Origin of the sequence: Psychroserpens sp. (assembly GCF_047633235.1) — a bacterium.
Classification (GTDB): Bacteria; Bacteroidota; Bacteroidia; order Flavobacteriales; family Flavobacteriaceae; genus Psychroserpens.
The window spans coordinates 109,674-130,641 of the sequence record NZ_JBLIET010000003.1 but is presented as its reverse complement, the minus strand read 5'-3'; the positions used below and the strand labels follow the sequence as shown (position 1 = coordinate 130,641).

21 protein-coding genes are annotated in these 20,968 nt (G+C 31.9%); 11 read left to right on the top strand and 10 right to left on the bottom strand.

Going from position 1 to position 20,968, the window contains the following annotated elements; genetic code table 11:
• Nucleotides 1-63 precede the first annotated feature (63 nt).
• Complete coding sequence (rmuC, locus tag ACJAZK_RS01870; protein ID WP_415222329.1) at nucleotides 64-1,461, top strand: DNA recombination protein RmuC; 1,398 nt, start codon at nucleotides 64-66, stop codon at nucleotides 1,459-1,461.
• 418 nt (nucleotides 1,462-1,879) lie between these two features.
• Nucleotides 1,880-2,428 (top strand): acyl-CoA thioesterase, encoded by a 549-nt coding sequence (locus tag ACJAZK_RS01865; RefSeq protein WP_415222328.1) that lies wholly within the window; start codon nucleotides 1,880-1,882, stop codon nucleotides 2,426-2,428.
• Here ACJAZK_RS01865 and ACJAZK_RS01860 read toward each other — a convergent pair.
• From ACJAZK_RS01860 to ACJAZK_RS01850, 3 genes are read right to left on the bottom strand one after another with little or no spacing between them, the layout of a single operon-like run.
• Complete coding sequence (locus tag ACJAZK_RS01860) at nucleotides 2,425-4,716, bottom strand: TonB-dependent receptor plug domain-containing protein (RefSeq protein WP_415222327.1); 2,292 nt, start codon at nucleotides 4,714-4,716, stop codon at nucleotides 2,425-2,427. The two genes, ACJAZK_RS01865 and ACJAZK_RS01860, sit on opposite strands and share 4 nt — an antisense overlap.
• Nucleotides 4,700-5,611, bottom strand: coding sequence for a FecR family protein (locus ACJAZK_RS01855; RefSeq protein ID WP_415222326.1), 912 nt, complete (start codon nucleotides 5,609-5,611; stop codon nucleotides 4,700-4,702). Before ACJAZK_RS01855 ends, ACJAZK_RS01860 begins: the two co-directional genes overlap by 17 nt.
• A 49-nt stretch (nucleotides 5,612-5,660) precedes the next feature.
• Nucleotides 5,661-6,185 carry an RNA polymerase sigma factor gene (locus ACJAZK_RS01850; protein WP_415222325.1) on the bottom strand — a complete coding sequence of 175 codons (525 nt, stop codon included), beginning with the start codon at nucleotides 6,183-6,185 and terminating at the stop codon, nucleotides 5,661-5,663.
• A gap of 111 nt (nucleotides 6,186-6,296) precedes the next feature.
• Between ACJAZK_RS01850 and ACJAZK_RS01845 the strand changes: the two genes are divergently transcribed.
• From ACJAZK_RS01845 to ACJAZK_RS01820, 6 genes are all read left to right on the top strand, one after another.
• Nucleotides 6,297-7,370, top strand: coding sequence for a hypothetical protein (locus tag ACJAZK_RS01845; RefSeq protein ID WP_415222324.1), 1,074 nt, complete (start codon nucleotides 6,297-6,299; stop codon nucleotides 7,368-7,370).
• Between the two features lie 131 nt (nucleotides 7,371-7,501).
• Entirely contained in the window at nucleotides 7,502-7,882 is a 381-nt protein-coding gene (locus ACJAZK_RS01840) for an OB-fold protein (RefSeq protein WP_415222323.1), read from the top strand.
• Nucleotides 7,883-7,906: 24 nt separating this feature from the next.
• Complete coding sequence (locus ACJAZK_RS01835; protein ID WP_415222322.1) at nucleotides 7,907-8,674, top strand: T9SS type A sorting domain-containing protein; 768 nt, start codon at nucleotides 7,907-7,909, stop codon at nucleotides 8,672-8,674.
• 82 nt (nucleotides 8,675-8,756) lie between these two features.
• A complete protein-coding gene (locus ACJAZK_RS01830) occupies nucleotides 8,757-9,605 on the top strand; it encodes a DUF5777 family beta-barrel protein (RefSeq protein ID WP_415222321.1) in 849 nt (282 codons plus the stop codon).
• Between the two features lie 11 nt (nucleotides 9,606-9,616).
• Nucleotides 9,617-9,979 carry a hypothetical protein gene (locus ACJAZK_RS01825; protein WP_415222320.1) on the top strand — a complete coding sequence of 121 codons (363 nt, stop codon included), beginning with the start codon at nucleotides 9,617-9,619 and terminating at the stop codon, nucleotides 9,977-9,979.
• Nucleotides 9,980-9,997: 18 nt separating this feature from the next.
• Nucleotides 9,998-10,534, top strand: coding sequence for a YceI family protein (locus ACJAZK_RS01820; protein WP_415222319.1), 537 nt, complete (start codon nucleotides 9,998-10,000; stop codon nucleotides 10,532-10,534).
• Between the two features lie 51 nt (nucleotides 10,535-10,585).
• Here the strand turns inward: ACJAZK_RS01820 and ACJAZK_RS01815 are convergent, their stop codons facing one another.
• The 5 genes from ACJAZK_RS01815 to rpmH all read right to left on the bottom strand — a co-directional run bounded on the left by ACJAZK_RS01815 (nucleotide 10,586) and on the right by rpmH (nucleotide 16,401).
• Nucleotides 10,586-11,353: a T9SS type A sorting domain-containing protein gene (locus tag ACJAZK_RS01815; protein WP_415222318.1), complete on the bottom strand. Its 768-nt coding sequence runs from the start codon at nucleotides 11,351-11,353 to the stop codon at nucleotides 10,586-10,588.
• 129 nt (nucleotides 11,354-11,482) lie between these two features.
• A complete protein-coding gene (locus ACJAZK_RS01810) occupies nucleotides 11,483-12,355 on the bottom strand; it encodes a T9SS type A sorting domain-containing protein (RefSeq protein WP_415222317.1) in 873 nt (290 codons plus the stop codon).
• Nucleotides 12,356-12,570: 215 nt separating this feature from the next.
• The gene (locus ACJAZK_RS01805; protein WP_415222316.1) at nucleotides 12,571-13,209 is read right to left on the bottom strand and encodes a T9SS type A sorting domain-containing protein; all 639 of its coding nucleotides are present in this window, start codon (nucleotides 13,207-13,209) and stop codon (nucleotides 12,571-12,573) included.
• A gap of 79 nt (nucleotides 13,210-13,288) precedes the next feature.
• Nucleotides 13,289-16,141, bottom strand: coding sequence for a carbamoyl-phosphate synthase large subunit (carB, locus tag ACJAZK_RS01800; RefSeq protein WP_415222315.1), 2,853 nt, complete (start codon nucleotides 16,139-16,141; stop codon nucleotides 13,289-13,291).
• A gap of 98 nt (nucleotides 16,142-16,239) precedes the next feature.
• Nucleotides 16,240-16,401, bottom strand: coding sequence for a 50S ribosomal protein L34 (gene rpmH / locus ACJAZK_RS01795; protein WP_028873397.1), 162 nt, complete (start codon nucleotides 16,399-16,401; stop codon nucleotides 16,240-16,242).
• A gap of 188 nt (nucleotides 16,402-16,589) precedes the next feature.
• On the opposite strand from rpmH, the gene ACJAZK_RS01790 reads away from it, so the two are divergent.
• The 3 genes from ACJAZK_RS01790 (at nucleotide 16,590) to ACJAZK_RS01780 (ending at nucleotide 18,877) form a co-directional block, all read left to right on the top strand.
• Nucleotides 16,590-17,498 carry a DUF6263 family protein gene (locus ACJAZK_RS01790; protein ID WP_415222314.1) on the top strand — a complete coding sequence of 303 codons (909 nt, stop codon included), beginning with the start codon at nucleotides 16,590-16,592 and terminating at the stop codon, nucleotides 17,496-17,498.
• Complete coding sequence (locus ACJAZK_RS01785) at nucleotides 17,488-18,048, top strand: membrane protein (protein ID WP_028873395.1); 561 nt, start codon at nucleotides 17,488-17,490, stop codon at nucleotides 18,046-18,048. Before ACJAZK_RS01790 ends, ACJAZK_RS01785 begins: the two co-directional genes overlap by 11 nt.
• Nucleotides 18,049-18,226: 178 nt before the next feature.
• Nucleotides 18,227-18,877, top strand: coding sequence for a hypothetical protein (locus ACJAZK_RS01780; RefSeq protein WP_415222313.1), 651 nt, complete (start codon nucleotides 18,227-18,229; stop codon nucleotides 18,875-18,877).
• A 325-nt stretch (nucleotides 18,878-19,202) separates the two neighbouring features.
• On the opposite strand, the gene ACJAZK_RS01775 is transcribed toward ACJAZK_RS01780, so the two are convergent.
• Together ACJAZK_RS01775 and ACJAZK_RS01770 are read right to left on the bottom strand one after the other, a co-directional pair.
• Nucleotides 19,203-20,162, bottom strand: a complete 960-nt coding sequence (locus tag ACJAZK_RS01775) for a lytic transglycosylase domain-containing protein (protein ID WP_415222312.1) — start codon at nucleotides 20,160-20,162, stop codon at nucleotides 19,203-19,205.
• 46 nt (nucleotides 20,163-20,208) lie between these two features.
• The gene (locus ACJAZK_RS01770) at nucleotides 20,209-20,871 is read right to left on the bottom strand and encodes an alpha/beta hydrolase (protein ID WP_415222311.1); all 663 of its coding nucleotides are present in this window, start codon (nucleotides 20,869-20,871) and stop codon (nucleotides 20,209-20,211) included.
• Between the last annotated feature and the right edge of the window lie 97 nt (nucleotides 20,872-20,968).

The following is a 20,968-nucleotide window of genomic DNA, read 5'->3' as shown; positions in this document are numbered from 1 at the left end:
TTTTATTACAGTCCTAAATCTTTCCACAAATCATTTATCTTTGAGTAAATTTCTATTCTCTTTATGAACGACAGCCTTATTCTCATTTTAGCCATTATTTTTTCCGCAGCACTTGGCGCCTATTTAGGGATGCTTTTTATTAAGCTGAAAAGTAAAAGTGAACAGAGCACTCTGAAAGAACGCAACTCTAATTTAGCGCAACAACTACAAGAATTAAAAGCACTGTATCAAACTGAAAGGGAGAAGCAATCGTCCAACTTCGATACTAAATTAGGAGAACTTTCTGGAACCATTTCAAAAATAGAGCAAGAACGCGAGGAGGTTAGAAAAGAAAAAGATTTTTTAAACACAGAACTAGCACGACGTAATACTGAATATAAAAATCTTCAAAAATTAAGTGACAAACGTGATGAAGACATTGAAATCCGTCAAGAACAATTAAGAAAGGATTTTGAGATTTTAGCTACTAAAATTTTAGATGAAAAGTCTGAAAAATTCACCCTTCAGAATAAAGAAAACATTAAGAACATATTGAATCCTCTACAAGAAAAAATTCAAATTTTCGAAAAAAAAGTAGAGGACACCCAAAAAGAAAGTATAAGCATGCACTCTGCTTTAAAAGAACAGTTGCTAGGCTTAAAAGACCTCAACCAACAAATGACAAAAGAAGCTACTAATTTAACTAGAGCTTTAAAAGGGGACAGTAAAATGCAAGGCAATTGGGGAGAGCTAGTACTGGAACGTGTCCTTGAAAAATCTGGATTAGAGAAAGATAGAGAATATTTTGTGCAACAAAACTTCACCAGAGAAGATGGCTCAAGAGTGTTACCAGATATTGTTTTGCACTTACCAGACAACAAAAAAATGATTATTGACAGTAAGGTATCTCTAACCGATTACGAACGCTATGTGAATGCAGAAGATGATGAACGAGAGGTTTTCTTAAAAGCGCATATCAATTCTATTAGAAGACACGTAGACCAATTATCCGAAAAAAAATACGAGGATTTATACGAAATAGAGAGTCCAGATTTTGTATTACTTTTTATCCCAATAGAACCCGCTTTTGCAGTCGCTATTAATGCAGATAACTCGATATATAATAAAGCATTTGAGAAAAATATTGTCATCGTTACACCATCTACCCTTTTAGCAACTTTAAGAACCGTTGATAGTATGTGGAATAATGAAAAGCAACAACAAAATGCGATAGAAATTGCCAGACAAGCTGGAGCATTGTATGATAAATTTGAAGGTTTAGTTAAAGATTTAACAGGTGTTGGAAAAAAGATTGATGATGCTAAAAAAGATTATTCTTCTGCGATGAATAAATTAGTTGAAGGTAAAGGAAACCTTATAACGAGTGTTGAAAAAATCAAAAAACTAGGAGCTAAAGCCAAAAAATCATTACCAGAAGCTATTATAAAAAGAGCTAATAATGACGAGGATGACATAGAATAATATCTAAATCTCAAAAAAAGAGCTCTCCAAAAAAAACCGAAACAGTATAAAAAAACTTCTAGGAGCAAATAGCATAGCAGTTATTGCGGCTCTTGGAATCTGTTATGTATCCACCATTTTGTACCCTATAGTGTGAAGGCTATCGCTCTAGAGAATTAATACAATTTAGCAGCAGAGGACTACTCGTAAAAACTTGGGAAGAAGACATGAGTCAAGGAATTTCTGGGGCTCAAATTTTCTAATTTTAAGTTTTAGACAAAGATGATAAAGTTATATAAAATTTAAAAAAAATTCAAGGGCAATAGGTTAAACTTCCCTATATTGAAGGTTTAGGCACATTCTTTTGGCTAGATGACACCAAATATTTCATCACGAAAGTCGAGCAAGAATCATCTCCACATTTTAGAAATTAAAGCTCATGACTTATAAAACGATAGACTCTTCAAGAATTAGCATTTCAGAATTAATGCAACCATCACACTCCAATTTTGGGGGTAAAATTCATGGTGGTTATATTTTAAACCTCATGGATCAAATTGCGTTTGCTTGTGCGTCTAAACATTCAAAAACATATTGTGTCACAGCATCTGTTGATACCGTTGATTTTTTAAATCCCATAGAAATTGGAGAGCTCGTTACTATGAAAGCCTCTATAAATTACGTTGGTCGCACCTCTATGGTTGTTGGGATTCGCGTAGAATCTGAAAACATAAGAACTGGAGTAATAAAGCACTGCAACTCGTCATATTTTACAATGGTTGCTAAAGATGATAATGGCAATTCTACTGAAGTTCCTGGATTAATTGTTAATGATAAAAGCGAAGTCAAACGTTTTTTAAAAGCGATTAAACGAATCGACACCAAACGTTCCAGACAAGTAGAATTTGACAGTGCCGATTTTTCACATATTGATTACCTCGACGACTTAAGTACATACCGCGTGAAAATAGAACTACCAGATCATTAAAAGTGAATTCTTAATACCGCATTTGGTGTGATTCCCAAAGAAATCTGCATCGTTTCGCTTACAGAGTTATCATTAATTCTGTAAAAATTATTAATTTGATTGTTTTTATTTAAAACGTTCCAAACCGAAATACCTAAATCTGCTTTCGTTGTTCTCCAGAGTCCGATTGCATATACTGCGGAAATATCAACTCGCATGTAATCTTGTAATTTACTAGAATTCGTTGCCTCAAAATTAATAGCATCATCAGCAATTTCATTACCAACAACTGGTTGTGTTATTGGTCGTCCAGAATGCCAATTCAATCCAGCAGATAGTTTCAAGTTTTCTAAACTATAATTAGCTCCCAAAGTGATCGCATGTGTGATATCAAAATTGTTAGGCATGGTTTGTTCTGGCAAAGCATTAAAAGTGTAATCACTCTTCAAATACGAGTAACTCAACCACGTTGTAAAATCTTTAATCTGTTTTCTTAGAATAAAATCTATGCCTTTCGCCTCATAATTACCGCTTGTTTTTATAAACTCGTATTGATTTTGAAACCCTTGACTTTGAGTCGTTATACCTTTCACATATTTATAGTATGCATCTGCACTTATGAGCCATCCTTTTTTGCTATAGCTTATTCCTACAGATATTTGTTTACTGCGAATAACAGGAACAGCGTCATCATTAGACAATTGCCAACGTCGCTTTTCTATACCTAAAAAATCATTTTGAAAATTGATAACCTGAGATGTACTTTGATGTTTGAACTCTCCTAAGACCTCAAAAGAGAAATTATTAAGAAACTGATAAGTAAATGATAATCTAGGCTCAAGAATATGCTTTTCAAACTTATCTAAATAGTTATAACGCAAACCAAAATTTAGACTCGTTCTCTTATCTAAGGAACTATAATTTAATTGTGAAAAGAGTCCATGGGTTCTTAAAACTTCAGAAATCAAAGATCTAAAACGCGGATTATCAACATCATCTAAATTTCTAATTTGAGTCTCTACAAAATGATAACCGTTTAAAAACTGTAAACGTTCATTCAACTTATAATTAACTAGAAATTTTAAACTTGTTTCAGACACAGCATTTTCTTGTTGAAACCGTTGTTGATCCAATAAATTAGCATTAATGGCTTTTAACTCATAATCGGTTTCATAAGCTTCAAAAGTGGTTTGCCAAGTATCATTCCATACTCTTTTATAATGTAAAGCACCAGCCATACTATTTTGACTTAAACTACTTTGACGAGATCTTTCTTGACCATCTATCATTGAATTTTCGTTGAATCGTAATTCGTTATTCACCGTTAAAAAATTGACTTGCAACTGGTCCTTATGAGATATATTATAAATCCAACGCAGAGACGTATCATAGAAATCAAATTCTTGATCAGAATTTAGGATATCATTTGCGTTAGTCTCAACCTCAGTACCTTGCGAAATACGTTGAAAAAAATTTGTATACGTTGGTGTTTCTGTAAAATCACTAATTGATTTTCGACCTGCAAATTGTAGTGATGATTTTTCACTTAAAGGAATATCGGCAAAACCACTGGCATCGATAAAATTAAGACCTAAGCTTCCTTTAAACGTCTCATTAATTTTAGAGCTAGTTTCCATTGAAATAGTTCCAGAAACACCATCTGTAAGTGTAGCATCAGTTCCGTTTTTTAGAACACTAACATGTTGTGTGATTTGCGGATTAAACATAGAAATTAAACCAAAGAAATGACCAGATTGATACATTTTAATTCCGTCCCATAGTATTAGGTTTTGATCATGAGTACCACCTCTAATGTTAATATCTGAAACCGTTTCATTAATACTTTGAATCCCAGGAAATGCTTGTATAGCTTGTAAAACATCAGTATCAATTAATCCTGGAAGAATATCAAATTGGTTAAAATCAATTTCAAAAGATCCATTATTTAATTTATTGATTCCTTTTACGATGTATTGAGATAATACTACTTGAGATAGCTGTTGTAAATTAAACGCTGTGTCTTTTATACCTATTAAAATAAAAGTACCATCTAAATCTTTAAATGAAAATTTGGTGTTAATTTCAAGATAAGATAACACTTCATTTAAAGTTAAGCTTATAGAAGGAGGAATAATAGAAATACCTTCAAGACTATCTTCGGCATAATTAAATTGTACTTTATATTGGGTTTTTATAGATATAAGAACATCAGTTAATGGCAGCTGTTCTTGAACCTCTTGTGCAGATACTACAAAAGAAAAGATATAAAATAAGAAAGATAAAAAATATACTTTATTTTTTATTCCCATAAATCACTACGTCATTTGAAGCATTAATCTCATAAGTCAAATCCATAGGTTGTGTAATCGAGATAAGGGCATTTTCAATGTTATCATGCATGAATCCTCCTGTAAACAAACGTTCGGCATCTACATCTTCTACAATTATCTTAATATCATATTGACGTTCTATTTCGGCTAAAACAGTTTTATAAGGTAGTGCTTGAAATGTACTTTTATTAGATGTCCAATTTGGTTTTAAAATTGTGGTGTTATCTTGAGAGAATGCACGATTTAAGATTCTAAAAGTTTCTCCGGCTACAAGTTTTTTCGTGTGTGCGTCTGATGTTACGCTAACGATACCCTCAAAACATTGAACTTCAAAATAATCATCACGTTGCTTTACATTAAACGCTGTACCAACAACAGTAACTGTTCCTTGTGATGTAATCACATCAAACGTTTTACCTTTGACTACTTTAAAATAAGCTTCTCCACTTAAGTTTAAACTTCTTTTTTTACTCCAATTTTTCTTGCTAAATTTTATTTCTGAATCTGCATTTAATGTCACTTGAGATGTATCTGGAAGCTCTATAGTTATTTTTTGACTGGCTAAAGTTTGAACTTGCGTTAAGTTGTCATAAAACATAGTAAAATAAACGCCTAAAGCAATCACCAAGATACTTGCAACTCTAAGCATAGGCTTGAACCAATCTAGTTGTCTCGTCGTCTTATTTTGGGCTTCATAAGCCGACTTAAAATTATTGAAAGACTCAGGTGCAGAAAAATTGGAAGCCTTAAATTGCTCACCTCCATTAACTATCGCTTGATCTAATGCATAATCTTCACCTTGCTCGAATATTTCTTTTTCGGCAGGCGTTAACTCATCATTTAACCATTTTTTGATTTGTTCTTCTTTATTCATAAATCAATGTTCTACTTATATATAACAACTCAACTTTTAAAACTCCTGATTATTTTATTTTAAAACCTTGTAACTCTTTTTTCAAAATAGCAAATGCACTATAAATACGATATTCAACTACTTTTTTTGTGACACCTAAAAATTCGGCTATTTCTGCATGACTTTTTCCTTCCGCTTTATTCAACAAAAAAGCAACACGATGTTCGTCTTTTAAGCTTTCTAATACCTTTTTGTAATTTTGAAAGAACTGTTCTTGCTCTAAAATAAATTCGGGTGTTTCGTTAGTATGTGATTTAGGAGCAATCTTTTGATGATTAAGCACAACTTTATTATGCTTAATATCATTTAGCACCATATTACTTGCCACAGTAAACAAAAATGACTTTGCTTTACTTATGGTTACTTTTTCACAGTTATCCCAAAGCTTAATAAACGCATCTTGTACTCTATCTTTAGGGTTAAACTGTTCACCATATTTATAATATAAGAAATTATGAATATCCTTTGAATACGTATTATATACGTGCTCAAAAACTTTGGCTTCGCATACATTTTCGTTTAGATCTTTTAACAAGCTGCAGGTTTTAGTTTCTAAAGATAAAGAAATATTAATTTATTTTTCAGGAGTTTTAAAAGTTGGGTTGTTCTATATTAAACAGCATTAGAAATATACAAATGCAAAATCATGAAAACAACAATTAAAACAAGTCTAATTTTACTTTTATCATCAGTTATGATCTTGACTTCTTGCAGATCAGAAGAGACTGAATTTATTAACACACCTACTGAAGAAGTTATCCAAATCAACTCTGTAGTCGCTGATTTAATTCTACGCACTACAACTAATGATGGATCAAATGATAATATTTTAGATTTTGCCAATTGCTTTAATATAAAACTGCCTATAGCTGTCACTGCGAACTCAATACCTGTCAATATAAACAACACCAATGATTATTATTTAGTAGAATCTATTTTTGATGAAGATTTTGATGACGTTGATGCTGTTAATCTTGATTTCCCTATCACTATAGTGAATTCAGATTTTTCTGAAGTAACAATCAATGATATGAGCGAATTGACAGCGAGAGCTAATATTTGTAATGGTGAAAATGTTAGCGACAATGATATAGAATGTATTGATTTCATATATCCGTTTTCTGCTTCAAAATTCAATATCAATAATGAATTACTGTCTTCGGAAACGTTTACTAACGATCATGAATTATATAATTTCATTGAAGACATTACAGAAGATGATATAACGAGTATCAATTTTCCTATATCTGTTTTAACATCAAATGGCACATTTTTACAAATCACTTCTCTTACCGAACTTGAAACAACAATAGAGAATCAACAAAATGCTTGTGATGAAGATGATGATTATGATTATGACGACGATGATTGCGATGATTGTACTCAAGAATTACTAGAGAGTTTCTTAACAGATTGTCAAAATTGGTATGTAGATAAAACAAGGCAGGACAATTTTAATTATGACAGCATATATGATGGTTATGAATTTAACTTTTCTACAGATGGCACAGTAACTGTCTTCTGGAATTCAACATCAGCAAGTGGAACGTGGATTACTGCAGGTAATGCAAATAATATTTCGGTACTAATAGACATTCCAGGACTGCCCTATTGTAATAACAATTGGAGCCTCCAAGAAATTAATAATAGTAGCATCACAAAAATTGATTTAAGAGTAGGTACCGAAGATCGATTACGATATAGAAACACTTGCAATTAACAGACAATGTACAATGAAAAAGAGAAATTAAGGGTTATTAATTAATTTGTTAGTCCTTGTCCTAAATTGCATTTTAAATGAACTGCTTTGACCATAAAAGTTAAAGCAGTTTATTACCCAAACAAAAAAACATGCGTAACAGAATTATCATTTTTATTGTTTTCATAATACTAGGTATAGTAGGTTATAATTATATCTACCAAAGTCATAGAGATATAGAAAATGAAAATGCTCAATATGAGATAACTTCTAATAAAATTGCTTCAGAGTTTATAGAAAACGCAATAGAGACTGAAACTAAATACCTAAATACAACTATAGAGGTTATTGGAATGGTTTCAGAAAAAGACAGTAGCACAATCACACTTGACGACAAAGTGTTTTGTCAATTTAATACATCGTTCAAGAACACTATAGTTTTTGATTCTAAAATAAAAATCAAAGGTCGAGTCATTGGTTATGATGACTTATTAGAGCAAGTTAAATTAGACCAGTGCACAATAATTGAATAATTAATTACTAATAAAAAAAATATTATGAAAACAAATTACATTTTTAAAACAGTCCTTACATTTTTATTTACAGCTTTCATAGGTCAGGAAGTAAATGCGCAACAATTTAAATTACTGGTGGTGGATCCAGTAGCTGATACTGTAACTATCAAAAATTTTGGAACAACAACAGAAAACGTTGGATCATATAGATTCTGTTCTCTTTTTGGCTATCGCACATTAAATTCTCAAACAACAGTAATAGATGGCTCATTAAATCTTGCTCCTGGAGGAGAAGTAACGGTTTCTATATCAGGAAACTGGCTAAATGATTCTGCTGCAGATTTAGGTCTATATCTGCCAACAGGAAACTTTGGAACTCCAGCGAATATGGTGGATTTCACACAATGGGGAAGTGGCGGAAATGGACGTGAAAGTGTAGCGGTTTCTAAAGGAATTTGGACAGCTGGAACTTTTATAAACGTAGCACCTCCTTACGAATTTAATGGAACTGTTACAGACTTTGGTATAGGTTTCTGGGACACACTTTTAAGTGTTAACGATTTAGAAACAGCTTCAAGTTTCAATGTATATCCGAACCCAACAAATTCTATTTTAAATATTGAATTAAACGGTAGCCAGTCTAATTTAACTTTCGAAGTTTTTGATACTCTTGGTAAGCAAATAGTAATTAAAACATTAGACAACGGAAATTTATCTCAAATTGATGTTACAACATGGAATAGCGGTTTATACCTTATCAAGATTTCAAATGGTGATAAGACAGAAACAAAACGCTTTATTAAGCAATAAGCGTTAATTAAAGCCAAATACTCAATAATGCGTATTTGGCTTTGATTTTAAAAAAATCTATTTAATATTTAATCTATTATCTATGAAAAATATATTCATACTACTATTCCTATGTCCAATTTTAATCATAGCACAAGATGATTTACTAGACGAAATAGACACAGAAATAATTGATAATCAATTCTCAATAGCTGCATTTAAAGGATTAAAGATTGTTAATTTTGAATCTACAAAGCTTGTTGCAAAACAAGAACTCACGTTGATTGTGTCACATAGATTTGGAAGTATTGAAAACGGACTTGATAGTTTCTTTGGCCTTGATGATGCCGTTACAAGATTGAATTTTGTTTATGGTATTTCTGATGGCTTTAATATTGGACTTTCTCGTAGTTCTTTTCAAAAGATCTATCAAACGTCTTTTAAGTATCGATTGTTTAGACAACAAAATAATGGGTTTCCTTTTACTATTGTTGGGTTTAATTCTATATTGATTAATACAGCTCTTGAAAAAGATAATTTACCAAAAATTGAGTTTAAAGATAGATTAGGTTACACAACGCAACTTCTAATATCCCGTAAAGTCAATACAAACTTTTCTTATGAGTTAGCACCAACTTATTTTCATGATAATTATGTGCAACAAAACAACCAAGATAATTCTCAATTTGCACTTGGATTAGGCGCAAGACATAAGCTAACAAAACGTTTATCAATAAATGCAGATTATGGTTGGCACCTAAATAGAGCTAAAAATTCTCCATTTAAAAACCCCTTATCTATTGGTATAGATTTAGAGACTGGTGGTCACGTTTTTCAAATGCATTTCTCAAATGCACAAGCTATGAATACTAATGGCTTTTTAGGCCAAGCCACAGGTGACTGGAGTGATGGCAATATTTATTTTGGATTTAACTTAAGTCGTGTATTTTAAATATAAAGATTATGAAAACTAAACATATACCTTATCTCATATTTATAATTCTAGCATTTAATTGCAGTAATGTAAGTGAAGAAGATTTAATTGACTCAACACCAATCCCAACAACAGTTACTTATCTAGACGATGTAAAATCTATTATAGACAGTAACTGTATTTCTTGTCACAGTAATCCTCCAATAAACGGAGCTCCAATATCTCTTGTTACTTTTGAAAATGTCAAAAATGCTATTGAAAACAATGGATTAATATCTCGTATTTCATCAAATGACTTATCTTTTTTAATGCCTTTTGGAGGACCAAGACTTCCACAAAACACAATTGACATCATCACACAATGGGAAACTGATGGTTTATTAGAAGACTAATTCAAAACACTTATAACTATGAAGAATCTATTATTTTTACTTGTTTTAGCTTGTATGAGTACGTTTGCTCAAAACAAATATATTACCAAAACTGGAACTATTAATTTTGAAGCTTCAGTTCCTTCTTTTGAAGAAGTTGCTGCTAAGAACAACTCAGTAACCGCTATTTTTAATACTGAAAATGGTGAGATTGCTACTTTAGCATTAGTTAAAGGTTTTCGTTTTAAAAATGCACTAATGGAGGAGCATTTTAATGAGAACTATGCGGAGTCTGATAAATTTCCGAAGGCAACCTTTAAAGGTAAAATAGAAAACTTCGATTTAAAAAACATGAAGTCTTCATATGTTATTAATGGACAACTTACATTTCATGGAAAAACAGAAACCTTCGAAAATATTTATATTTCTATTGCAACTGAAAAAAGCATGATAAAAATAAACGGAACGTTTTCTGCAAAAGCCTCTGACTTTGATATTGAGATCCCAAAGATTGTGAGTAAGAAAATTTCCGAAGATATAAAAGTGTCTTTTCAATTTGATCTTCTAAAAAAGTAAAAAGCCACCTTTTATAAAGATGGCTTATGTGTATGTATTTGATTGTTTTTCTTATTGCTTAATAAAACGTTTAGTTTGCGTCACGTCATCGCTAGATACACGAACAATATAAACTCCTGTATTCCATTTACTAACGTCAACAGATACAGTTTGGATACCACCTACCTCTTGCTCTAATACTTTTTTGCCTAACAAATCAAACACTCGAAGTGTTGCGTCCTCTATACTGCTAGGAATATTAACATTAAGATTCAATGATGCTGGATTAGGTGAAATATTGAATTTGGTAATATCATCAAAACTCTCAGTACCTAATAAGGTATCCCAAAATGCAATACCTCTATCATTTGCACCTCCAATAAACTCATAAGGAGCATTGACGTTTACGAAAGTTCCAGCTGTCCAAATCCCTTTAGAAGCCGCTACACTTTCACGTCCATTTCCACCACTTCCCCATTGTGTAAAATCTATCATACTTGCAGGAGTTCCAAAGTTACCTGTTGGTAGATACAAACCCATATCTGCGGCGTCATCCACAGCACCTGCACCAGAAAGAGCAACGGTTACCTCAACTTCTGCATTTGGCATCAAATTAAGAAACCCGTTAATTAGTGTCATATTACTCAATGTACCGTAATTAAATTTTGAACAAAGTCTATAACTTGAAATATCAATAGTTGTAGAACCAAAATTTTTAATTTTCAAACGTTCTGTAGAAGGATCTACTTCGGTAATTCTTAATTGAGCATTAGCATTTTGGATAGAAAACCAAAAACAAAAAATAATTATAAGGCTATAAAAAGTGTATTTTTTTTTCATAATATCTTGGTTAATAAGGCTAAGACCCATACAATTTAGTGATTTTTTTAATTGCATTGCAATAATTAACACAAATAAAAAAAACCCAATATGCAATTAATGGTTTTTAAAAATGGTTTTATTTTATTCTTATTGCTTTACAAAACGCTTTGTAAGAGTTTTATTATTTGTAGCTATTCTAACAAGATATACACCAGAATTCCATCTTGAGACATCAATTGATGATGATAAATTATGCATTTTTTTTGAGTATACTTTTTTGCCTAAAACATCATATACCACAATGATTGCATTATCTAAATTTTGAGATAAATTAATATTTAATTTTGATGTTGCTGGATTTGGAGAAATTTCAAATTTGTTTTGAGTTTCAATCACTAGTGTACTTAATGTTGTAGATGCTGTAATGTTATCTAAATTTATTGTTGATATAACCGTATCAACATTAGTCCATGTAGGTGCATTGCTACTCAAGATTCTCATGGTATTCACAGCAGATAAAGCATCACTTATAGATACAGCACTAGACCCACTAATTGAAGTAAAATCTGATGCAGAAATTGGCATCGTTACAGATTGCCATCCAGAATTTGCTACAATATTAACAGCATTAGTTGTGCAAATACGTTTCCCATTGGGCCCTTGAAATGCGACTCTTAAATTTAAATCATTTGTTAACACTCTCACATCAAATTTAATAGCAACGATACCTTCACTCGTAAAGTTTGAAGACCATTGTGGTGCAGCATTAAATATAATCATTTTACTACCTGCCCCGCCAATTTCTGGAGGAGTTGAAGTATATGTTAGGTAATTATCATCTACACCACCTGGTCCATCTGTAGCAATATTTGCAGGTGGAAAAACCGCCCCACTCGAGTTTCCTATAACCCAATCTTGAGTTGTACCATCTTCAAAATCATCCACCCGATTAGCAGAAACTTGTGATAGTGCCTTAGCAGATATTAATAAGCATGTTAAACAAAGTAATATTGTTTTCATAGTCTCTTATTTTCTATTGAAATCTATTATGATTTTATAAAAGTATAGCAAAAATGATTCCAAATTATCTATATTTTCAGTCTTACTAAAATTAGCATTAAAAATTAATGGTACTATTCAGTTCTTTAGAAGTCATTTTCGCTAAATACAGATAAATAAAAAAGCCACAAACATTTGTTGGTGACTCTCTTTATAAAATATAATATCTTAATACCCTATTGCTTTACAAAACGCTTCATTAAAACTGTCTTTTCTGAAGAGATTTTAATAATGTATAAACCACTATTCCAACTAGAAATATTAAAAGTAGATGTTGTCGCATTAATCTTTCTATTTAATACTTTTTTACCTAAAACGTCATAAATCTCAACAAGTACGTTATTATTTAATGCTCCTAAATCTAGAGTAAAGCTGTTTCTAGCAGGATTAGGAGATATTGAAAAACTAGAAATATTAGAACTAGAAACACTCAGTGTTCCTTCTGGAACTACTGAAACACTACCATACATAAGAGTCTCATGTGGAGCACATATAAAATTACTAGTTCCAAGTATCGTAAACGTATAAGCGTAAGTATATCCAGTAGGAAAAGTATCAAAATCTCCGCCTGGTGTTCCAAAACTTTCAACCGATTCACCGTCACTCTTAACATTGTGGCCTCCACTCAACCAATCCCAAACAACAGTATCACCCACTTCTATAACAATATTTGTATCAAACATTGCTCCACTAGGGAAATTCGGATCAGATGGTGGTACAGAGAAAAAATCCCATGGGATTGTTATTGTTTCAGTTTGAGAAAACCCAAACGTAAAGGTTAACAAGCATATCGATAACAGTAAAATTCTTTTCATAATAATAGACGACTTATATTGTTTGGCTAAATTAGTAAATAAAAAAGTTTATTGACGAGTCGTTTATCGAATAAATAGGTTATTTACTCAAATACATTTTACGTCTAGAGTATAAATTATAAAATTCATCATCTTTTAAATTATCAATAAATAGGATGCTTTCTCCTGTACTTTTCATTTCTGGACCTAGCTGCTTGTTGACATTTGGGAATTTATTAAACGAAAATACTGGCTGCTTGATTGCATAACCCTCTAGATGTGGTTTAAAATCGAAGTCGGTTACTTTCTTTTCGCCTAACATGACTTTCGTGGCATAATTCACATACGGTTCTCCATAAGCTTTGGCTATAAAAGGCACTGTTCGTGATGCTCTTGGATTAGCTTCAATGATATAAACCATGTCATCTTTTACGGCAAACTGAATGTTAATTAATCCAACAGTATTCAATGCTAAAGCAATTTTCTTAGTGTGGTCTTTAATTTGTTGCATTACAAACTCGCCTAAATTAAAAGGAGGTAGTGTTGCATTACTATCGCCTGAATGTATTCCACAAGGTTCAATATGCTCCATAATACCAATAATATAAACATTTTCTCCGTCGCAAATAGCATCTGCTTCGGCTTCAATGGCACCATCAAGATAATGATCTAAAAGCAGTTTATTTCCTGGCATCCTTCTCAATAAGTCTACAACATGCTCTTCAAGTTCTTGCCTATTAATAACAATTTTCATCCCTTGACCTCCAAGAACATAAGATGGTCTTACCAAAATTGGAAAATCTAATACATCTGCAATTCCTGCAGCTTCGTCTGCTGTTGTAGCAATATCAAATTCAGGATAAGGAATATTATTTTCTTTTAAAAGATTGGAAAACAAGCCTCTATCTTCTGCTAAATTTAAGGATTGGTATGTAGTCCCTATAATTTTTATTCCGTAACGATCTAATTTTTCAGCTAATTTCAAAGCAGTTTGACCTCCTAGTTGAACAATGACACCTTCCGGCTTTTCATGACGTATAATATCATAAATATGCTCCCAGAATACAGGTTCAAAATACAATTTATCTGCAATATCAAAATCTGTAGAAACAGTTTCAGGATTACAGTTAATCATAATAGTTTCGTAGCCACACTCTGCAGCTGCTAAAACACCATGAACACAACAATAATCAAATTCAATTCCTTGTCCTATTCGATTTGGTCCAGATCCCAAAACAATAATTTTCTTTTTGTCTGAAACAACACTTTCATTTGCCGAAAACTTTTTACCGTCAGAAGTTTCTACCTCATTTTCAAACGTAGAATAATAATATGGTGTTTGCGCTTTAAATTCCGCAGCACACGTATCAACCAATTTATAAACACGGTTGATATTTAATTCATCTCGCTTATTATAGACTTGACTTTCTAGGCATTTAAGCATATGAGCAATTTGTCTATCACCATATCCTTTTTGTTTTGCTTCTAATAATAAATCACGCCCAATAGTATCAATTGTAAATGTAGAAATCTCTTTCTCCAGTTGATGCAGTTCTTCATATTGCTTTAAGAACCACATATCAATTTTAGTAATTTCATGGATTCTACTTAATGGAATTCCCATTTGAATGGCATCATAAATAGCAAATACACGATCCCAACTTGCAAATGTAAGTTTATCTATAATTTGCTGATAATCTTTATATCCTTTACCATCTGCTCCTAAACCATTACGTTTTATTTCAAGTGATTGAGTTGCTTTATGGAGTGCTTCTTGAAATGAACGTCCAATTGCCATCACTTCACCTACAGATTTCATTTGTAACCCTAAAGTTCTATCTGAACCTTCGAATTTATCAAAATTCCAACGTGGTATTTTAACAACCACATAATCTAAAGTAGGCTCAAATAATGCAGATGTTGAACCTGTAATTTGATTATTCAATTCATCTAAAGTATAACCAATTGCCAATTTTGCAGCTATTTTTGCAATTGGATAACCCGTTGCTTTACTCGCTAATGCTGAAGAACGCGATACACGCGGATTAATCTCAATAGCTATAATATCTTCTTTTTCATCTGGACTTACAGCAAACTGCACATTACAACCTCCTGCAAAATCACCAATACTGCGCATCATATGAATAGCCATATCTCGCATTTTTTGAAATGTTTTATCAGACAATGTCATTGCTGGAGCTACTGTTATTGAATCTCCTGTATGAATTCCCATCGGATCCATATTTTCTATTGTACAAATAATAACAACATTATCATTAGAATCACGTAACAACTCTAATTCATATTCTTTCCAACCAATTAAAGCCTTATCAATCATAACTTCATGTATTGGAGATACTTCCAAACCACGTGTCAATAATTCATCAAAATCTTCTTCTTTGTAAACAATCGCTGCGCCATCACCACCTAAGGTAAAAGAGGCTCTAATGACCAATGGAAAGCCGAATTCTTGGGCGATCTCTTTTCCTTTTAGATAAGAATTAGCTGTCGCTTGAGGGGCCATTCCTATCCCAATTTTTAGCATTAACTCTCTAAACTTCTCTCTATTTTCTGTGATATTAATAGCATCAATATCTACACCTATAATCGCAACCCCAAAATCTTCCCAAATTCCTTTTTCATCTGCCTCAATACAAAGATTTAATGCCGTTTGACCACCCATTGTTGGTAAAACTGCATCAATTTGAGGATGCTCTTTTAATATCTTAATGATAGATTTTGTAGTTAGAGGTAATAGATAAACATGGTCTGCCATGGTTGGGTCTGTCATTATAGTTGCCGGATTAGAATTGATTAAAATGGTTTCAATTCCGTCTTCACGAAGTGAGCGAAGCGCTTGCGTTCCCGAATAATCAAACTCACAAGCTTGACCAATAATGATTGGCCCTGAGCCAATGATGAGGATGGATTTTAATTTGTCGTTTTTTGGCATTTTTGTGTTTTTATAAATTCAAAAATAGATAACATATGGATACAAAAAAAGGCGTTACACCTAAGTAACGCCTTTAATATATTAACACTTGTTAATCATTATCTTTTATGTCTAGTTTCAGATGATACAGACAATTTTTTTCTTCCTTTAGCTCTTCTACGTGCTAAAACTTTTCTTCCGTTTACAGAAGCCATTCTTTCCCTAAATCCGTGCTTATTTCTTCTTTTTCTCTTTGACGGTTGAAACGTTCTTTTTGGCATTGTCGTATATTTTTAAAAAACTTAAATTCTTTTTTCTAGTTTTAAACTATTCTCAAAACTGCGTGCAAATATACAAAGAGTTTTTACTTTGCCAAACCTAAATTTAAAATTATTTTCTATTATTTATATCCTCTTATTTCCTAGCTACAAATTGACAAAAAATTAGTTTCTTTGTGAATTGAAAATTTATGATACAAATGAAGTCGGTTTTTACAAAAATTCTATTTTTTTTTTTAGTCACAATAAATCTAATAGACGCTCAAAACAAGTTAGCCTATACGCTTAAAGTTGGTGATCACTTTAAAGTAAAGCAAGTGGCTAACCAGGACATTTTTCAGAATATGTATGGACAAAAACATGTAATGAAAAATCTACTAGAAGGTGATTTTTCATTTGTTGTTGAAGACGTCGACGATAGCTTATATGGATTGAAATTTAAGTTTGATCGCTTCAAAATGTCATCATCATCAAATCTTAGAGGTGAAATTATGTCTGTAAATACAGATGACACTGTTACAGACGACGATATTGAAGGGGAAATTTTCTCAGAATTAGTATCTGTCAATTTAACAATGACACTGTATAAAAATGGTAAAATCAAATCTACTGAAGGATCTTATGAACTAATTTCTAAAATAGTGAATGCTGTTGGGGCTATAGATGAGCTTACGAAAGAAGTTATGAGAGAGTCCATAAAAGGAGAGTTCAGCAACGAAAATATCGCTATGAGTTTTGAGCAAATAACTTATATTTACCCAAATAAAACTATAGCCATTGGAGGTACATGTAAAAATAATTTTGAAGATAAATTATCTTCAAAAAACACATGGCCTTTAAACAGCATAACAAAAGAAGGCGTTAACATAACTGAAGAAAGTAGTGTTATCTTCAAAAATACAGATGTGGATGTCGAAATGAATCTCAATGGTGATATGACATCCAATCTAACAACATCACCAGAAACTGGTTTTGTAAAAACAATGACGACCTCCTCAACAGTTAAAGACAATTCAATCGTGCACAACATGGATGGTTTGGAAGTACCCACTACAATTATATCTAACGTTACATATAAAATAGAAAAGCATGTTCAATAAAAATATCAAACTAGTCATCGCTGGATTAATTATAGCATATGCCATTTATCAGTTTACCGAAGGTAATATTGGCAATGGCATTATGTATATCTTAATATCTTTTATTTTCATTTTCTTATACTTTAAGAATGAATTTATTCTACTCGCTTTTTTAAAGCTTAGAAAACAAGATTTTGAAGGTGCTAAAAATTGGTTAAATAAAATCAAAAACCCACCGGGAGCTCTTGTTAAAAAACAAGAAGGTTATTATAATTATCTCCATGGTGTTATGGTTTCTCAATCTAATATGAATGATGCCGAAAGATATTTCAAAAAAGCACTAGACCTTGGTCTTTCTATGGATCATGATGTTGCCATGGCGAAATTAAATCTGGCTGGTATTGCTTTTAGTAAACGAAGAGCTATTGAAGCTAAACAACTTTTAAATGAAGCTCAAAAACTAGACAAACGAGGCATTTTAACAGAGCAGATTAAAATGATGAAAGATGGGATGAAAAAATCTCAAGGACCAAAGCAGCACTATGGTAATCGCAATATGAGAGGACGTTAATACGCATTAACCAGCAACTTTCATCGATTTATTGTTCAATTAGTATTCCGTTCTCTAGTAAATCTAGTCTTTAAACGAATATTTAAGGCCTAAAGCACTGATATCCCTAAATTTGTAGAAAATAAATTACAAATATTTAGACGTGAAGATATCTACAGTCATAATTATGCTAGTTTGTATGTTTCAAGCTTTTCCTCAAGAGCAAAAAACATACTTTGATTCTCAAATAGTAAAATATTTGAGTGCTTACAAAGCTAAGTCTGAAATTGCGATACAAAATGGTGATAAGGAACACGCTAAATCTCTTTTTGATTCCCTTTTTGAAAATCATTTAAAATTTAGTTACGTAAGAGACATCTCTCTGAATAAAGTTAGAGGAGGCTCCTTAAAAACGTCGTCTTTAGACAAACCTTTCCTTTTGATTACCAAATCATCATGGGAACTAATTAAACGAGAAGAAATTAATGAAATTAATAGAATGTCTAAAATGTACAAAGGGCAGCTTGATATCATTATTTTATTTTGGGATTCTAAAACAAAAGCAAAAGCGCATTCTAAAGATTATAATTCTAACGTTACTGTAACTTATATAGATGAACGTGATAATAATGCCAACCATATTATCAAACCATTTAAGCATTCTTTTGGAGCACCGGCTTGTTTCTTTATTTCCGAAGAAAAACAACTTTTGAAAATTGATAAAAAATTCACTATACCAAACTCTTACAACAGATCTGAAGTAGCGTTTAGTGCTATACATGAAAAAATTAAATGGATGCTTTTTAATGATAAACCAACTAATACTGACGTCATAACTACGCTACAGTAATTAAAGCAATGGAGCAAAAGTCTACTTAACTTAATGACTCTTTAAATTTAAACAATTTAAAGCGTTACTTCCATCATGCCTATTTTAGCGTTTCGCAATCCCACAAGTCATCTAAGAATATAGACGTCAAGTTTTTACATTTTTATATACTTTTGACCAAACATATAGTCTACGACTAAGCAAAAGAAACAAGACCCATTATATAACATAAGGCTTTTGTTGAATCTACTTTTTTAAGAAGAATAGTAATAATGGCAGTTAGCCCTAACTAATAATAGATAACAATTGCGATAACTCATGTATTATTCATGAAGTAATCAAACATCTATGGTTTAATAGAATAATTACCTTTTTCAGGGATTTCGATTACATATTTTTTTCTTGACGAATTGTTAAGTTTTGGTTCTCTCAACCAAGGATTATGAATCTTTAATATTTTATAATTAATACCGTAACGTTGCGCAAACTTTGTAAAATCTGTCACTGCTGTATCTACTTCTACTTTGTATGTTGGAATTGTTTTATATAAATCTTTCGAAGTAAAGTTGAAACCATATTTTTTTGGATGAGTTAAAATCTCTTTTAGTGCTACTATTCTAAATAAATAGCGTCCTGTTTCTTCTCCTAACAATAAATCGTAATAAGCATTTACGTCTTGTTCTCTTAAGCGATTTGAAACACCAGTATTTCCAGCATTGTATGCTGCCGCTGCCAATGTCCAAGAGCCCAAATTCTCTTTTGACTTTAATAAGTATTTACAAGCGACCTCAGTTGCCATTTCTAAATGGTAGCGTTCATCTACATTACTATTAACTTCTAATCCATTTTCACGACCCGTTGAAGGCATAATTTGCCAAACACCTCTTGCGCCAGCTGGAGAGACGGCATTTGTTAATCCACTCTCTATTACAGCTAAGTATTTAAAATCATCTGGTATGCCATTTTTCTTCAGTATTGGCTCAATTATTGGAAAATATTTTTCGGCACGCTTGAACATCAGTAGACCGTTAGATTGCCAATACGTATTCACTAAGAGCTCTCTATCCATGCGCTCAAAAACATCGGGATCTTGCAATGGCATAGCTTCTCCCGCAAAATTCAAATTATCTGGTACAGACAAAGCATATACATTATAATCGTTAATCATTCTTGTCGTTTCAACAAGGTCGTTATCTGAATCTGCTGTATCAGACTGACCTACTTTATCAGACTGGACTGCAAAAACAAACAACCCAGAAACACATACTAAACCTATGGCTGCTAAAATATTTTTTATAATTTTCATAATTCTATTTTTTATAAATGTATAAAAATTTGTGTTCGCCTAAGAGTTATTGTAATATTAGTTTTGGTAAATTTTCGTTAAACCATTTGTACTTATTTATAACCATAATATGAGATCCTCCCTTAATCACAATAACATTTCCAGTGCATGAATTTGGAAATACTGCATCCTTATCTCCATGAATATAAATAGCATTTTTATTAGGTTTCTCTTGATTCCATTCTATAACATTTTCTATTGCCCAATCTAGATATTGCTTATTACTAACCGATAGATATTTTTTATATAATTCAATACGTTTAATAATTGTTTCTCCAAAAGCGTATTTTGCTAAAACATCTATATTAGACACCAATTGAGTTGGTAATATTTTATACGCTTTAGTATATTTCATCACTTTCATTCGCTTTGGTAATTCATGCATTGATTTTACACTCGAGACTACGAACAGTTTTTTTAAAACTAAATATTTACTCATTTCTTGAACTAAGATTCCACCAAAAGAAACACCTAATAACACCACATTATCATGCTCAATATTTAAAATCATTCGCTTTGCATAAGATTCAAGAGTTTCCTTTTTATCAGGAATCATCCACTCCAACCAATGGATCTTAAATTGATCTTCTGGCAATTTAATATGTTCAAATATGATAGGATTGGCAGCCAGTCCTGGCATGAGATACACATGTATAATTTCTTGTTGCATAAGCCTATAAATTAACGACAACTCATATCTATGATATTTTTCGTAAATTTGCAGTACAAAACTATACAAAAGTATAGTTCTACCCTACCAACCATTG